The sequence below is a fragment of the Enterocloster sp. 210928-DFI.2.20 genome (genome assembly GCF_020554465.1).
GTDB classification, from domain to species: domain Bacteria; phylum Bacillota; class Clostridia; order Lachnospirales; family Lachnospiraceae; genus Enterocloster; species Enterocloster bolteae.
On record NZ_JAJCHK010000039.1, the window covers coordinates 13967 to 30662 of the forward strand.

The following is a 16696-nucleotide window of genomic DNA, read 5'->3' on the forward strand; positions in this document are numbered from 1 at the left end:
AATATGAAACTGGAAAATAAAGTTGCCGTTATCACCGGCGGTACAAAGGGAATCGGATATGGAATCGCGGAAGAGTATCTGAAGGAAGGCGCAAAAATCACCATTTGTTCCAGAAACGCCCAAGAGGGCATGAAGGCGGCAAAAGAGCTGGGAAAGCTGGGAGAGGTGCTGTACCTGCAGGCCGATGTTTCATCTATCGAGGATAACCAGATGCTGGTGGACGAGACAGTAAAGAAGTACGGAAGGCTGGATATTTTTGTGGCCAACGCGGGAATCAATGATCCTGACAAGACCCACTACCTGCACATCACGGAAGAACAGTATGACAGGATTCTGGGCGTCAACCTGAAGGGACTGTTCTTTGGAGGCCAGCTGGCGGCAAGGCAGATGGTAAAGCAGGGGCAGGGCGGAGCCATTGTCAATATTTCTTCTGTGAACGCTTACCTGGCCTTGGACAGCCAGATGTGCTATACCACCAGCAAGGGCGGAGTCAGCCAGCTGACCAAGGTACAGGCTGTGGCTCTCACTCCCTATGACATCAAGGTAAATGCCATCTGTCCGGGTCCCATTGAGAGTGAGCTTATGAGACGTGTTGGATCGGATGAACAGCTGTTTAACACGGTGATTTCCAGGACGCCCATAGGCAGGATCGGAACTCCTAACGAATGCGGAAGGCTGGCCGTGTTCCTGGCCTGCGATGATTCCAATTTCGTGTACGGACAGTCCATATACATTGACGGCGGCAGAAGCTTCCAGGCATTCCCGGTACCGGGTTACAAGACGGTTACGGATGAACAGTATGAGAAGCTTATGGAGCTGGAGCAAAAGTAGAGGAGGAATAAAAGGTGAAGAAAATGGGGTTGCCGAAAGTCGGCATGATTACCTTTAGCGATGCAAGAGAACATGAGTACAAGGTGCTTTACGAGGAAAAGACAGCAGCCAGGATAAAACGGACCGTTGAATACTTTGCTGACTATGAGATGGAGCTGCATACCTTTGATACCGTGGCACGTTCTCCCCAGGATATTGACCGTCAGACAGATGAGCTTAAGAAGAAGGGGGTGGAAGTATTTATTGCCAATATCCCCTGCTGGACCTGGCCCAACGGAGTGGTCCGGGGAGTGCTGAATATGGGCCTTCCCACCATACTGCTCTCCAATGACGATCCCGGAACCCATGGAACCGTAGGATTCCTGGGCTCAGGAGGAGCGTTAAACCAGATAGGCTACAAACATCTTCGGATACAGCAGGATTTTACGGATGAGCACCCGAATCTGTTTGACACCAAGATGATGCCTTACATACGGGCCGCTGCCGCTGTGAGAAAGCTGCAGGGCAGGATATTCGGCTTTATCGGAGGCCGTTCCCTGGGCATTGACACGGGAAGTTTTGATCCCATGCAGTGGAAGAAACTGTTTCAGATTGACAGCGACCACATTGACCATGAAGAAATCGTCCGCAGGGCTGAGGCGATTGATGAGAGCAGGGTGGAAGCCGTATTCAAGTGGCTGGTGGATTCTGTGGGCTCTGTGAAGTATGACGAAAAGCTGACCGAAGAGCGGTTAAAATATCAGGTGGCCTGTTATCTGGCAACCAAGGATATTATCGCTGACCGCCATCTGGATTTCGGCGCCATCAAATGTATGCCGGACATGACGAATTTCAGGGCGCCCCAGTGCATTTCCACGGCACTGCTCAACGGCGGATACGATGCGGACGGGGAGTTCGACCCATTCCCTATTTCCTGTGAGGCTGATGCGGACGGAGCCCTGACCATGGAGATGTTAAAACTTATCTCCGGGGGAATGCCCACCATGTTCGCGGATGTGAGCCATGTGGGATACAAGGAAAAGCTTATATACCTTCCAAACTGCGGTTCCATGTGCACCTACTATGCGGGCCGGTGCTGCGACGGATGCAGGAACATGAAGAACATCGAGCTGCGCAGGGCAAACAGGCCCTCCGGGGGAGCTGTCACCTTTACCGTGCCGAGCGCGGGCGAGATGACCATGGCAAGGCTTTGCAGGGTGGATGGAAAGTATCAGATGTTTATTATTGAGACAGAGTTTGTGGATCCGTCCAAGGAGATTCTGGATGCCTTTGTGAAAGCAAGAGGCGTGCATCAGCTTCCGGTTGCATTTATGAAAGCGGATTTTGATATTGAGAAATTTGTGGACAGATTCAACTCCAACCACATCAGCGGTGTGGCGGGCCATTATAAAAAGGAACTTATCAATCTGTGCAGTCTGCTGGACATTGAGCCGGTTGTGATACAGTAGAATGTGAGGCGGTGTAAGTGGGACTTTTCTATGAGAGTTTTGATGAACGGTTTTTCGATGTGGTGGATGTGAAACAGGATCTTGCGACGGTCTGTTCCGGCTTTACCTTCATCGAAGGCCCTATATGGAACGATGTTACAGGATGCCTGACCTTTAACGATATCCCGGAGAGCAGGACTTACCGTCTGGAACAGGGCAAAACGGTAAGGCTTTTGCGGGAAGATACACATAAGGCCAATGGAAATGCCTATGACATGGATAGCAACATCATTGTCTGTGAGCATGTGCGAAGCTGCATATCCAGGACCAATGACCAGGGGGAAAACCTGGAAGTGCTGGTAAGCCATTATGGGGATAAGGAGCTTAACAGTCCCAACGATGTGGTGGTCAGAAGCGACGGGGTTATCTTTTTTACGGACCCCAGATTTGGAAGGAATCCGTCCCGGGTGGGACTTGAGAGGCCCCAGGAACTGGATTTCCAGGGTGTGTTCTCCTTTGACCCGGGGACAGGGGAGCTTAAGCTGCTGGCAGATGATTTTGAAAATCCCAACGGCCTGTGCTTTTCCCCGGATGAAGCCTTCCTCTATGTCAATGACTCGCCGAAAAAGCACATCCGTAAGTTCAGGGTGGAAGCGGACGGCACCTTAAGCGGCGGGGCTGTATGGGCAGAGACAACGGGAGAGGGCGCGGGCCTGCCTGACGGAATGAAGACGGACAGCCGGGAAAACGTGTATTGCTGCGCCCAGGGCGGAATTCATATTTTTAATAAAAATGCGGACTATCTGGGAATCATCAAGGTTCCTGAGCAGACCGGCAACTGCGCCTTTGGGGGACCGGACATGGATATTCTTTATCTGGCAGCCTCCACCACGCTCTACAGCTTCCGGATTAAAGGCCGCGCAGATAAAAACGGGAGGAAGATATTAAATGGTCAGGGAAAATAAAGTAAAACAGAAACTGAAAAACGGCGAAGCCGTAATCGGAACCTTTGTAAAGACAGTGGATCCCAGTGTGATTGAAATTCTGGGATGCAGCGGGATGGAGTTCTTTGTTATAGACAGTGAACACGTCTCCTATAACCCGGAAACCATCACGGATTTGGTAAGGGCCTCAGACCTGACGGGAATCGTGCCCATTGTCCGGGTCAGGGAAGCCACGGCGGTGAACATTATGCAGGCCCTGGATACAGGAGCCCTGGGTTATCATGCGCCGAACGTGGATACACCGGAGCAGGCCAGGATTGCGGTGGACGCGGGAAGATATACGCCTCTTGGAAACAGGGGATTTGCGCCCACCCACAGGGCTGCCAATTACGGAATGATGGATAAGCAGGAGTATATTGACAAGGCCAACAAGGAGATTCTGACTATTATCCACTGTGAGACCATGGAATCCCTGGGCAATCTGGACGAGATTCTTAAGTTAGAGGAGCTGGATGTGGTATTTATCGGGCCCATGGACTTGTCCCAGTCCCTGGGAAGGGATGTGATGGGCCAGAGGAACCACCCAAGGCTTCTGGAAGCCATTGACCAAATCATCGAGAAGGTAAACAAGGCGGGCAAGGCAGTGGGTACTGTGGCGGACAACGCGCAGATGGCAAAGGAACTGATGGAAAAGGGAGTGCGCTATATCCCTATCAGCTCCGATCAGGGCATGATTGGAAATATGGCGAAAAACATTGTAAAAGAGTTTAACCAGTATTCAAAATAATATTAAAATAAAAGGAGATATATTAAAATGAAAAAGCAGACAGAATTCAAATTAGACAAGAGAGATTCCGTATGGTTCCAGGACAATACGGCAGCTGTAAACTGTGCTTACGCAAAGGAAGTGTGTGACATTGCGATTCTTCCAATCGGAGCCATCGAACAGCACGGACCTCACTGCCCATGCGGCAGCGATTCCTTTAACGCCATGGGTATTGCTGAGGCGGTTGCCAGAAAGTCCGGCGCCATGATTCTCGCCTGCCCGATGTACGGCTCCCATCCGGCTCACCACTGGGGCATGCCCGGAACCATCCCGCTGACCTTTGAGACCCATGTGGGCCTTTTGACCGATATCGTCCGCGGCGCTGCCAACGCAGGCTTTAACAAGTTCCTGATTATCTCCGCCCATGGCCAGACCATGTCCATGTTTGAGGCGGTTCATAAGTTAGGTATCGAGGGATACTTTACCATCGGCAGCACCTGGTATGATTTCCTGAGAGACAACAAGAAAACACTGGATACATTTATGTGGCATGCAGATGAGGCGGAGACTTCTGTGGCTCTGTCCCTGTATCCCGACAAGGTACATATGGACCTGGCTGTACCGGGCAAGGCCCACGGCCTCATCGACTCCAAGTGGAAGATCGCGCCAGGCCAGGCAGCAGGTGAAGGCATGCTGTACCACTTCGAGGGAACCTTCTCCCTGATGGAGAAGGATGACCTGGATACAGGTGTAATTGGGGATCCCACCAATGCAAGCAAGGAAAAGGGCGACAAAATCGTGGAGAGATGCGCGGATCTGTACTGCGAACTGCTTGAAGAGGTAAAGACAAAGTATCCATGCGGCGTGAATCCTCTGGGCTTCCGCAATCCTCTGGGTTATAACGGCACCAACAATATCCAGTATGACGCAATGCATGACGAACACGGCAACTTGAAGAAATAACAGCCAGACAGAGAAGCCTGCCGGCAGGTAAACAGGCCGGCAGGCGAACCATAGATCAAAAACAGACAGGCGGGGTGGATATGAGAGAAATCACCAGATTACCGGCAGGAGAGCTGGAGCATAAGGCTGAACGGGATGAGGGACGGATTGAACGGCTCCTTGGGGACGCAATCAAAAGGAGCGGCAGGAAGATCGTGGTGCTGGATGACGATCCCACCGGTGTCCAGACCGTTCATGACGTCTCGGTGTATACGGACTGGTCGGAGGAATCCGTGCTGCAGGGCTTTCAGGAGGAAGGGAACCTGTTCTATATTCTTACCAACTCCAGGGGCTTTACAGAGGACGAGACAAAAAAGGCCCACCAGGAGATTGCCGGAAATATAGTAAAGGCTGCCAGGAAAACAGGCCGGGATTTTCTCATTATGAGCCGCGGCGATTCCACACTCAGGGGACATTATCCCCTGGAGACCCAGGTGCTGCGGGATGTACTGAGCCGGGAAGGACAGCAGGAAACAGACGGCGAAGTCATCTGCCCCTTTTTCAAAGAGGGGGGACGCTTTACCATCGGAAACATCCACTATGTCAGATACGGCCGGGAACTGGTGCCTGCGGGGGAGACGGAATTTGCCGCCGACAGGACCTTTGGATATCGTTCTTCCAATCTGGCTGATTATGTGGAGGAGAAGACGAAAGGCGCCTATCCGGCTGGTGAAGTCATCTGCATCGGCCTGGACGACCTAAGACACGGCAGAGTGGATAAGGTGGCTGGACAGCTGATGGAGGTCAGGAACTTTAATAAGGTGATTGTGAACGCTGTGGACTACGGCGACTTAAAGGTCTTTGCCCTGGCTCTCTATGAGGCCATGGGGCAGGGAAAACGGTTCCTGTTCCGGACAGCAGCCTCCCTGGTAAAGGTGATGGGAGGCATCACGGACCAGCCCCTTCTTACCAGGGAGAAGATGGCGCTGCCGGAGAACGGACACGGTGGCGTCATCGTGGTGGGGTCACATACAGCCAAGACCACCAGACAGCTTATGGAGCTTAAAAAGGTACCCGGAATACGGTTCCTGGAATTCAATTCCGACCTGGTGTTAAATGACGCCGCATTCAGGGAAGAGACAGAGCGGACCCTGGAGCTGATTAGCCAGACCATAGCGGAGGGAAAGACGGCTGCGGTCTATACCAGAAGGAAACTGCTGGAATTTAAGGATGACACCAGGGAAGCCGCCCTTATGCGTTCTGTGAAGATATCGGAGGCAGTGCAGTCCCTGGTGGGGAACCTGAAGGTGGTACCCGCTTTTGTGGTAGCAAAAGGAGGCATCACTTCATCTGATGTGGGCACAAAGGCGCTCCGGGTGAAGCGGGCCACGGTAATGGGGCAGATATGTCCCGGCGTGCCGGTCTGGCAGACGGGGAAGGAGAGCCGGTTTCCGCATATTCCATATGTGATATTTCCGGGTAATGTGGGAGAGGATGCGACTCTCAGGGAGGCAGTGGAGATATTGCTGGGGCGATAAGCGGAATAAGATATACATAGTATAATGGAAAATGGGCTGTACCGTATTGTCTGTGACTGCGGTGCCGGCCCTTTTTCGTCTGCCTGCCGTTCAAACCGGGCATTTGTGCCTGCCGTTCAAACCGGACAGCAGATGCCTGGTTATCGCCGGATGCAGGACTCTTGACTTCCTGGGAAATCTGGTCTACTATTAAATGGAATTTCAGATTAGACTTGAGATTAGGAGAGACTGGTTCATGAATAAGAAAGAAGCAAATGAGATCAAAAAATTGTTTACACCTGCAGGCTGCGCCATCACCCGTATCTGCGGCTGCTATGTGGACGCGGAGAAAAATAAAAAGACGGAGCTTAAGGAGGCATTCCTCTCTCTCCAGGAGGAAGAGGCCTTTAAATATTTTACCATATTCAGAAACGCCCTTTCCGGGACCATCGAAAAGAATCTGATTAATATGGAGTTTCCTTTACATACGGAGGCAGAAGGAGGTACCCAGCATTTTCTCTTAAAGCTCAGGGACAGCCAGTTAAAGGATGACGCGATACTGGAGGAGTTCTATGACAAGGTCATTGCGTCATATGACTACGGCGAGAATTACTATATCATCCTTATCCACTGCGCCTACGATATCCCGGCCAAGGCAACGGACGGTACGGAGATGTTTGACGCGTCGGACTATGTATACGAATTCATACAGTGTACCATCTGTCCTGTCAAGCTTTCCAAGGCCGGATTGTGTTACAACAGCCTTACAAATACCATTGAAAACCGCGACAGGGACTGGCTGGTGGAAGCGCCCGTCCAGGGATTCCTGTTCCCTGCCTTTAACGACAGGAATACGGATATCCACAGCCTTTTGTACTATGCCAAGAACCCGGAAGAGCTGCCGGATACCCTGATCGACGAGCTGTTAGGCTGCGTGATTCCCATGTCTGCCAAAAGCCAGAAGGAGACGTTTCAGGCCATTGTGGAGGAGACGCTGGGTGAGAACTGCGATTTTGAGACAGTGAAGAACATCCATGAGAACCTGAGCGAGCTGGTGGAGGAGACAAAGGATGAGCCTGTCCCCCTGACCCTGGACAAGTATCAGGTGAAGAAGCTGTTAGAGACCAACGGCGCCACCCCTGAGAAGCTGGAGGAGTTTGAACAGAGGTATGCGCAAGTGGAGGACGGCCCCGGCACCAGCTTTGTGGCAGCCAATGTGGTCAACACCAGGAGCTTTGAAATCAAGACCCCGGACGTGAGCATCAAGGTATCATCAGATAAGACATACCTGGTGGAGAACCGGATGATTGAGGGACGGCCCTGTATTGTCATAGCCATCAATGAACATGTGGAGATTAACGGAATCACAGTACGCCCCGTGGCTGCGCCGAAAGGGGATGAGGATGAAAATGTACCTTTTTAGGACATGCCTGAACAGACAGGGATAGAGTCAGGAAAACAGAAAAGGCAGATTCAGAAGAGTCTGTCTTAAAAGAGAGTAAGGAATCACCATATGAATTTTGATTGTTTACAGACATTTATCGTTTTATCTCAATGTAAGAATTTTACCCGTGCTTCTGAAATTATGTATGTGGCACAATCCACAATTTCCAATCGAATCCGCCTTTTAGAGGAATATACAAAATGTCAATTGGTAATAAGAAATAAAACGGGAATTGAATTGACAGAGGAAGGAACACTGTTTCTGCAGTATGCAAAACAATTGCTCAACGTAGAAACAGTGGCTTTACGTGAAATACACATGCTGAATGTATACCAGGACCACTTGAATGTTGCATGTGCTCAATGGATTCATGATTGCTGGTTTGCGGATGATATGGTGCGCTACAGCAGAGATTTTCCGGACATAGCGGTGAATATGACTGTGGACCATGGAGAAACTTTGATTTCAATGATGCACACCAGTACGCTGGATTTGGCAATCACTGCCTATAACATAAACACAAATAGTCTGATAAGCCAGCTTTACAAAAAATCAAAGGTTGTCCTTGTGGGAAAAAGGGAGCAGTACTCCTGTTTGCAGAAAGGAATACGGGGGGACGATTTGTTGAATCTTCCGTTGATATATTCTGATATATGGGACAATTATCTGTCAGATATATCTGAGCACCTTCTGTTGGATGAAAGGATATATCGTATCCACTGCAATATGCTTGGAAGTGCGAAGAACTTTTGCATAGCAGGACTGGGCTGCTGTTTCCTGCCGGCTGACCTTGTAAAACACGAGCTGGAGGCAGAGATTTTAGTGGAAATTCCGGTTGGAGAAATATCTGCACGGTATGTAAATTTGTATGTGACATATAACCGCGCCAGACTGGAGTCTGCGGCCATGAGATATTTTTTTGAATTATTTCCTCAGATGATTCCGAAATAGATCCTGCGGTAACTTATGTTCAGACAACAGAATAGGGATAGGATGTAAAGAACCTGCATAAGTAAGCCAGGTTCTTTTCTTATATACCAAACAATTCGAAAAATAGATTATTTTAATCAATTTAATTCGTTAGACAAATATATAGAGGAGATCTTATAATCTACGTATCAAGTAAATAATGGTTATTCGAAAGGAGAAAAAATGAGTTGTGTATCAACTAAAAAAGCACCGGCAGCAATTGGGCCATATTCACAGGGGATATCTGCCAATGGGTTTGTATTTGTCTCAGGACAGCTGCCAATCAATCCCTCAACAGGAACCATTGCGGAAGGAAGCATCAAAGACCGCACAATCCAGTCCATGATGAATATTGGGGAAATTTTAAAGGAGGCCGGAAGCAGCCTGGATAAGGTGGTAAAAACCACAATTTTTGTGACAAATCTTGAACTGTTTGGCGAAGTGAATGAGGCATATGGGACATTTTTTGGCGGGAATGCGCCTGCGCGTGCGTGCGTCCAGGTTGCGGCGCTTCCTAAAGGGGCAGATATTGAAATTGAGGCCATTGCAACCGTATAGCAGAGGGGAAATCAATGTATACAGGAAAATCAGTTTGTTTAAAATGTGGGCATGTATTTGAATCAGAACGTATTTATGAAGGCTGTTCTTATTGCAGGACAGAAACCTTTGTTTCCAACATAACACCTGTGTATGAACTCCCAAAAACAGATGGAAAAAAGGCAACATTTTTGAAGATGTTTCCAGGTAACAGCATGGAAACATATCGGGAACTGCTTCCATTTAAAGGAAATCAGCCCTTAGTTGACCTTGGAGTGGGAAACACAGCACTTACGAAGCTGCCGGCAATCGGAAAAGAACTGGGATTGGATCTATATATAAAAGACGAGACGAGAAATCCAACCTGGGGACATAAGGACCGTCTGAATGCAGTCTTGATAAATAAGGCAATGGAGCTGGGGGTGCCTGGCGTTGTGTACGCATCGACCGGAAATAATGGGGCATCCGGAGCAGCATTTGCAGCAAAGGCAGGAATGCCCTGTGTGATTCTGACAGTCAAAGGAGTCAATAAAACCCTGGAAACATTCATGCAGGTATACGGGGCTAAATTAATTGGTGTAAAAACAGTATCTGAGAGATGGGAAGTACTGAAATATCTGGTAAACCAATGTGGATGGTATCCTGCCACAAATTATGTGGTTCCGATTGTGGGAAGCAATCCATGGGCTATCGAGGGCTATAAGCTGATTGCATATGAACTTTATAAGCAGATGGATGAGCTTCCGGATAAGATTGTTGTTCCCATTTGCTACGGAGATGCTTTGTTCGGAATCATGAAAGGCTTTTCAGAATTAAAGGAGATGGGATTTATTAACCATATTCCCCAGATGGTTTCGGTAGAAGACTATGGTCCGGTGGCCAAGGCATATAATTCCGGATGTGAAATGATTGAACCGGTAGAAGCATGGGATAGCGTGGCATCCTCCATATCCACCAAATGGGGCACATACCATTCACTTTACGCGCTCAGAAAATCAAGGGGATTGGCAATCGCCCTGGAGAAAAATGAGGACTTTTACCAGGCGCAGAGTGAGCTGGCACAAAAGGAAGGCGTTTACTGTGAATCGGCATCTGCGGCCTCGTACGCAGGGCTGAAAGAGCTGGTTGCCGGCGGAAAAATTAAAAAAGGCGAGAAGGTCGTACTTTTAATTACGGCCAGCGGTGTCAAAGACACAAAGGTCACTTCCTCTTATTTGCCTGAATTCCCGGAGAGTATAACAGGATTGGATGGGGCTTTGGATATTTTGGAGAAACAATATCAAATGAAAGTTCGTTGACTTAAGGGATATTAATTATGATGTATACACAGATGGATATAGACCTGGATGTAATTGCTGAAAATTACAAAAAAGTATCTGATAGGCTTCCGGAAGAGACGGGAATTATAGCAGTGGTTAAAGCGGATGCATATGGTTTGGGGGCTGTCCCCATAGCAAAAAAACTGGAGAAAGCCGGTTGTCCCATGTTTGCAGTCACTTTTATGGAAGAAGCTGTAAAGCTGAGAGAGGCTGGAATTAAAGCTCCGATTCTGGTGATGATGCCGGCAGAAAGTAAGGAATTACTAATTGCCGGAAAACATAAGCTCATAATTACAATAACGGATTATGAAATGGCAAAACAGATATCAGATGAACTTGTAAAACAGTCATACAGCCTGCCGGCGCATTTGAAAGTTGATTGCGGACTGAGCCGGATGGGCATTGTACTTAAAGACCGGTTGGAAGAAGCTGCTGAGGAAGCGGCGAAAATACATGCATTACCCAATCTGAACACAGAGGCCGTTTTCTCTCATCTCACGGCAGCCGGTACAGAGGGAGCATACGCGGCACTGGATTTAGCAGAGCAGCAAAGATTCTTTGAACTCATAAAGATGTTAAAGAAAAAGAATATCTCCATAAAGACACATTTAATGAGTTCAGACCCATATATCTGGTATCCTCAAACGCCAGGTGATTACATCCGGGTGGGGTCCATTCTGTATGGTATTTGTCCTGAACGGTATTCCTGCTGCGGCATCAAAAACTGTATGTCAATGAATACATATATTGTGCAGATAAAATGGATACCCAGAGATACGGAAGTCAGCTATGGTCCTTTATATAGGACGGTCAGGAGAACGAAGATTGCCGTTGTACCGGTAGGGTTTGCAGATGGAATCCGGCGTGCCTTATCTAACAAAGGGGAAATGCTGATCCACGGTAAACGGGTACCCATCATAGGAAAGATATGCTGCGATCACACAATCCTGGATGTGACTGATATAGAAGAAGTAAAAGTGGGGGATGAGGTTACGATTTTTGGAAGGAACGGAGAAGAATCACAGACAGCAGGAGATTATGCAGAGTTGTGCAATGCGTCGGCTCCTGAAACAACTGTTATATTTTCAGCTCGTATACCAAGAAATTATCTAAATATGTAGAAGTGAAATGGGGGAAGCAAATGAAAGACAGGAATATAGACAGCAAAAAAAGAAAAATGTCGCTGGTACCTGCAATTATTGTGTTTGTGGTGATTTGCGCGGCGATTGCAGTCCAAAAAGTAATATTTGATGGTGATATGGGAGCCATGTTTTTAATGCTCTGGGTGGTCCTGATTCCGTTTGGAATGTTTTACGGATTTAAGGCATCTGAACTTGAAGACATTGCGGTTAAATTTACGGCCAAATCGCTTCCGGCTGTTTTTATCATGCTGTCCGTCGGGGCATTGATTGGTACATGGATTGCGGCAGGAACAACGCCGGCAGTTATTTATTATGGTATTAAATTCATTAATCCAAAATTTTTTCTCGTAACGGCAATTATTTTATGCTCTATCATATCACTGCTTAGCGGTACCTCCCTTGGCTCTGTAGGAACCGCGGGGGTTGCAATGATGGGCATTGGAAACAGCCTTGGCATTCCGGCGCCTGTCACAGCAGGCGCATGTATCTGCGGCGCTTTTTTTGGCGACAAAATGTCTCCCATGTCAGATACCACCATCTTGGCTTCCTCAATATGCGGAGTCAATATTTTTAAACATATCAGACATATGGTATATGACCAGGTGCCATCCTATTTAATCACATTGATATTCTTTTTTGTGCTGGGATTTAAATACGGAGGAAACATTGATTCGCCGGAAGTAAACGCCATGATGGAAGGTCTTCAGGGAAACTTTAAGCTGGGTATTATGGCATTTTTACCATTACTTGTGACCATTGTTCTGCTGCTTAAGAAGGTATCGGCCACCTTATGTATCATTATCGGGTCGGTTATGGGGATTGCAGTGGCTGTTTTTTATCAGGGAATGGATGTGGCGGCTTCATTCAATACATTTTACAGCGGGTTTACACTTGAAACAGAGAATGAGATGCTGTTTACGCTGCTGAACCGCGGAGGTATTTCAAGCATGTGGAGTCTGGTTGGAGTTACATTGTTTGGATTTACGGTAGCTGGTATGCTGGACCATATGGATGTTCTGAAATGCATCGCAGATTCCACAGTAAAACATATACATGGTACAGCGGGCGTTACCTTCCTGACTATATTGTTTGGATTTGTCGGAAATGCTGTTGCAATGAGCCAAAACTTTGCCATCGTAATGTCCGGAACCCTTATGGCTCCTTTGTATAAGCGGTATAATATGCTTCCAAAAAATTGTTCCCGTGATTTGGAAGCAGGGGGAACATACGGAGCATTATTCATCCCATGGAACACAAATGCATTATTCTGCGCCGGCGCACTGGGTGTATCTGTATTGTCGTTTATTCCATATATTCCGCTGCTTTACATTACGCCGGTTGTAGTCATTATATATTCAATCACTAAATTCCATATTGATAAAATATATGAGGACGAGGATTTTGTGGATGTCAGCGAACGGCTTGAAAAGGACCATGATAAACAGAACGTGATGGGAGAACTTTAGTTAAGGGGCAGGAATATGTCATGTGAGCATATCAATATAACCTGAAAACTGACAGAAGAGTGTTTCAAAGTATACAAAAAAATCCAGACAGAGGCCAGAGACGGCCGCTGTCTGGATTTTTGTATTAAGAAAGATTCCTGTCCGCGCAGTTTTCTGCCTCTGGGCCAGGGCGCTATAACGGCATGATTTTCCTGCCGATACAGTGTCCGGGCCGCTGTTTCAGGCATCAGATGCGTTCTGCATTATCACGCATGAATTTGAATTCCGCCACGGAGCGGTCAAAGGTCTGGATGTGGTAGTACAGCCAGTCCCTGACTTTCTCGGAGACCTTTTCCACGAATGCATCTGTGGGGCCTTCTTCCTCTGTCAGCATCTCATGAAGCTCCTGGACAGTCCTTCTCAGCTCCTCATGCTTTTCCTTGTGCTCTTTGATGCCTGGATAATTTATGGATTCCTGGAGGGCTTCCTCTTCATTAAAATGATACTCGGTATAATCTGCCAGAAAGTTTAACATCCTGGCTGCACCGCTCTGGTTGGAGCGCTCCTCACAGCTCTTTAATAAATCGTTGATCTTGCAAATCAGCTCCTTGTGCTGGGTATCAATCATCTCATTGCCTGTTACCAGGTCGTCTGTAAATTCTGCGTACATAGTCCAATACCTCCTGAATGTTTGATATATATAATAAATGTCCGATATATATAATTTAGCACATATAATGAGAAAATACTATGACTTTTGCAACAAGAAGAACAAATTACTGAATTCGTGGAAGAATTCATCAGGATTGAAACCTGTTCAGCTATATCTTCGACTCTCCGAATACACTTAATGTAGGGGTGGTTATACGTGTAAGAAGTTGTCTGGACAAAAAAGTCAATAGTTGATATAATGACCATGTACGCGTGGCAATCATAAGATAATGGGAGGATGAAGATACAGATGAGTCGGACAATTAGTGCAGGTTATGTATATCGTCAATATTCTACCGAAGGTGTTTATATTGCGGATTATAAAAGCTCCAGGGCTGCCCATGAGGCAACAGGAGTTTCCATTGGTTCCATCGCAAGAGCTGCTCATGGTGAACGCAGGACCGGAGGCGGTTATGTCTGGAGAAAAGTACTGGCGGATTCGCCAAAGGAAAGTATTGAGATAGATTTGATTAGTAAAATCGGCAACCATGATAAACGTCCTCTGGTCCAGAAAAATCTGGATGGAGAAATCGTTGGGGAATTCCTTTCCATTGCCCATGCCAGCCGGAGTCTTAAAATCAGCCGGAGAAGCCTTTCATGTGCGCTCAGCGGTGCCCAGAAGACGGCAGGAGGCTACATATGGGAAGAGAAGATGGAAGATGATATGCAGGTTCAGGAGCAGTAAGGCCTCTGCATTATAATAGTTATAGAAGAAACAGGATTAAAAACAGTCCGTGCAGTGGGGACTGTTTTTTTGTTTTGGCAGACAGTATGGCGGTATGTTCGGAAAGTCTGTAAATAAAAGAAAAAAACGCAGAAATTTGATTATATTTGCAAGATATTTCTGGAAATTTGCATGAGTTTATAGTACAATAATGAATAAGAGGGGTTGTATCCCTAAGACAGAGGAGGACGCTGTATGAAACGTGACGATTTGGTTTGGAGTGACCGGAAAAGGAACTGGCTGGGGCTGCCATGGACATTTACTGTATATGGACTGACAGAGGACCGGCTGTTCATTAAGACAGGGGTCCTTAACATACATGAAGATGAGGTGCGCCTGTACCGGATACTGGATTTGTCCCTGAGGAAAACCCTGTGGCAGAGGATGGTGGGATTGGGCACCATCCATGTGGACAGCAGCGATAAGACCATGAAGGCCTTTGACATCAGCAATATAAGAAATTGTGAGGATGTGAAGGAGCAGCTGTCCCGGCTGGTGGAGCAGGAGAGGGATAATAAGAGGGTATCGTCCAGGGAATTCATCGGAGGATACGGGGACGATGAAGACCATGGGTTTGATGAGGAGGACAGTCCTTATTAGAATGTAATCCATGTTATTTTATTATAAGAAAGGGGACTTTGTATGGGGAAAAAACGCAATATCATAGTGGGACAGTCAGGGGGACCTACCTCGGTTATTAATTCCAGCCTGGCAGGGGTCTATAAGACGGCGAAGGAGAGAGGCTTCCACAAAGTATACGGCATGCTCCACGGCATTGAGGGTCTGCTGGATGAGATGTATGTGGATCTGTCCACGCAAATCCATTCAGACATGGATATTGAGCTTCTAAAGAGGACGCCGTCTGCATTCCTGGGTTCCTGCCGTTATAAGCTGCCGGATATCCATGAGAATCCTGCATTTTATGAAAAAATATTTGCCATACTGGATAAGCTGGATATTGAGGTCTTTATCTATATCGGAGGCAATGATTCCATGGATACCATCAAGAAGCTGTCTGATTATGCCATTGTCAAGGGACATGGCCAGAAGTTCCTGGGTGTTCCCAAAACCATTGACAATGACCTGGCCCTTACGGACCATACGCCTGGTTTCGGAAGCGCGGCAAAGTACATAGCCACCTCCACCAAGGAAGTGATCCGGGATGCCATGGGCTTATCCTACCGCCGCAAGACCATTACCATTATGGAGTGCATGGGAAGGAACGCGGGCTGGCTCACCGGCTCCACGGCCCTGGCCAGGACAGAGGACTGCTGCGGACCGGATTTGATTTATCTTCCGGAGATCCCCTTTGACATTGATAAATTCCTTAAAAAATGTAAGGATCTGATTCAGAAGAAGCCGTCCATTGTCATTGCTGTGTCCGAGGGAATCAAGGTGCCGGACGGACGGTATGTATGCCAGCTGTCAGGAGGCAGCGATTACGTGGACGCCTTCGGACACAAGCAGCTGGCCGGGACAGCGGATTACCTGGCAGGTTTCCTGGCAGGTGAGCTGGGGTGCAAGACCAGGTCCGTGGAACTGTCCACCCTGCAGAGGAGCGCTTCCCATGTGGCTTCAAGGGTGGATATCAACGAGGCGTTCATGGTAGGAGGCGCGGCTGTCAAGGCGGCGGACGAGGGGGATACAGGCAAGATGGTGGTCATTGACCGGGTTTCCGACGACCCCTATATGAGCGCGGCCGGCATATATGACGTACACAAGATTGCCAATAATGAGAAGACAGTTCCCAGAAGCTGGGTCAACAAGGATGGAAGTTATGTGACCCAGGAATTTGTCAATTATGTGGAGCCTTTAATCCAGGGAGACTACCAGCCGTTTATGGTAAACGGCCTTCCCCAGCACCTTGTTCTTAAGCGGTAGAAGGCAGAGGGGGCTTATATTTTCTATGAAACAGTTAAAAATCACATAAAAAATACCTGCTGCAACGGAAAAGAATCAGGGCGGTTCCCAGAAAAAT

General features: G+C 47.8%; 16 protein-coding genes. 15 read left to right on the forward strand and 1 reads right to left on the reverse strand.

Annotated elements, in window-relative coordinates; all coding sequences use genetic code 11:
• Window positions 1–3: 3 nt before the first annotated feature.
• From LI015_RS24070 to nhaC, 12 genes are all read left to right on the forward strand, one after another.
• The gene (locus LI015_RS24070; RefSeq protein ID WP_227126515.1) at window positions 4–831 is read left to right on the forward strand and encodes an SDR family NAD(P)-dependent oxidoreductase; all 828 of its coding nucleotides are present in this window, start codon (window positions 4–6) and stop codon (window positions 829–831) included.
• Between the two features lie 23 nt (window positions 832–854).
• A complete protein-coding gene (locus LI015_RS24075; RefSeq protein WP_007036200.1) occupies window positions 855–2279 on the forward strand; it encodes an L-fucose/L-arabinose isomerase family protein in 1425 nt (474 codons plus the stop codon).
• Between the two features lie 17 nt (window positions 2280–2296).
• Entirely contained in the window at window positions 2297–3223 is a 927-nt protein-coding gene (locus LI015_RS24080) for an SMP-30/gluconolactonase/LRE family protein (protein ID WP_002567245.1), read from the forward strand.
• Entirely contained in the window at window positions 3207–3989 is a 783-nt protein-coding gene (locus LI015_RS24085) for an HpcH/HpaI aldolase family protein (protein WP_002573480.1), read from the forward strand. Before LI015_RS24080 ends, LI015_RS24085 begins: the two co-directional genes overlap by 17 nt.
• 27 nt (window positions 3990–4016) lie before the next feature.
• On the forward strand, window positions 4017–4931 hold the full coding sequence (locus tag LI015_RS24090) for a creatininase family protein (RefSeq protein WP_002567247.1): 915 nt from the start codon (window positions 4017–4019) through the stop codon (window positions 4929–4931).
• A gap of 80 nt (window positions 4932–5011) precedes the next feature.
• Window positions 5012–6448 carry a four-carbon acid sugar kinase family protein gene (locus LI015_RS24095; RefSeq protein ID WP_227126516.1) on the forward strand — a complete coding sequence of 479 codons (1437 nt, stop codon included), beginning with the start codon at window positions 5012–5014 and terminating at the stop codon, window positions 6446–6448.
• Between the two features lie 235 nt (window positions 6449–6683).
• Window positions 6684–7850 carry a DUF4317 domain-containing protein gene (locus LI015_RS24100; protein ID WP_227126517.1) on the forward strand — a complete coding sequence of 389 codons (1167 nt, stop codon included), beginning with the start codon at window positions 6684–6686 and terminating at the stop codon, window positions 7848–7850.
• 90 nt (window positions 7851–7940) lie between these two features.
• Window positions 7941–8822, forward strand: a complete 882-nt coding sequence (locus LI015_RS24105) for a LysR family transcriptional regulator (protein ID WP_195631564.1) — start codon at window positions 7941–7943, stop codon at window positions 8820–8822.
• A 201-nt stretch (window positions 8823–9023) separates the two neighbouring features.
• Complete coding sequence (locus LI015_RS24110) at window positions 9024–9398, forward strand: RidA family protein (RefSeq protein WP_117625736.1); 375 nt, start codon at window positions 9024–9026, stop codon at window positions 9396–9398.
• Window positions 9399–9592: 194 nt separating this feature from the next.
• The gene (locus LI015_RS24115) at window positions 9593–10675 is read left to right on the forward strand and encodes a threonine synthase (RefSeq protein WP_227126518.1); all 1083 of its coding nucleotides are present in this window, start codon (window positions 9593–9595) and stop codon (window positions 10673–10675) included.
• A 32-nt stretch (window positions 10676–10707) separates the two neighbouring features.
• The gene (alr, locus tag LI015_RS24120) at window positions 10708–11817 is read left to right on the forward strand and encodes an alanine racemase (RefSeq protein ID WP_227126519.1); all 1110 of its coding nucleotides are present in this window, start codon (window positions 10708–10710) and stop codon (window positions 11815–11817) included.
• Window positions 11818–11837: 20 nt separating this feature from the next.
• Window positions 11838–13304, forward strand: coding sequence for a Na+/H+ antiporter NhaC (gene nhaC, locus LI015_RS24125; protein WP_227126520.1), 1467 nt, complete (start codon window positions 11838–11840; stop codon window positions 13302–13304).
• A gap of 226 nt (window positions 13305–13530) precedes the next feature.
• Here the strand turns inward: nhaC and LI015_RS24130 are convergent, their stop codons facing one another.
• Complete coding sequence (locus tag LI015_RS24130; RefSeq protein ID WP_002567255.1) at window positions 13531–13953, reverse strand: bacteriohemerythrin; 423 nt, start codon at window positions 13951–13953, stop codon at window positions 13531–13533.
• A gap of 291 nt (window positions 13954–14244) precedes the next feature.
• On the opposite strand from LI015_RS24130, the gene LI015_RS24135 reads away from it, so the two are divergent.
• The 3 genes from LI015_RS24135 (at window position 14245) to LI015_RS24145 (ending at window position 16599) form a co-directional block, all read left to right on the forward strand.
• Window positions 14245–14679, forward strand: coding sequence for an NUMOD1 domain-containing DNA-binding protein (locus LI015_RS24135; protein WP_002567256.1), 435 nt, complete (start codon window positions 14245–14247; stop codon window positions 14677–14679).
• 234 nt (window positions 14680–14913) lie between these two features.
• The gene (locus LI015_RS24140; RefSeq protein ID WP_002567257.1) at window positions 14914–15318 is read left to right on the forward strand and encodes a PH domain-containing protein; all 405 of its coding nucleotides are present in this window, start codon (window positions 14914–14916) and stop codon (window positions 15316–15318) included.
• Between the two features lie 42 nt (window positions 15319–15360).
• The gene (locus LI015_RS24145; RefSeq protein WP_002567258.1) at window positions 15361–16599 is read left to right on the forward strand and encodes a 6-phosphofructokinase; all 1239 of its coding nucleotides are present in this window, start codon (window positions 15361–15363) and stop codon (window positions 16597–16599) included.
• The last annotated feature ends 97 nt before the right edge of the window (window positions 16600–16696 follow it).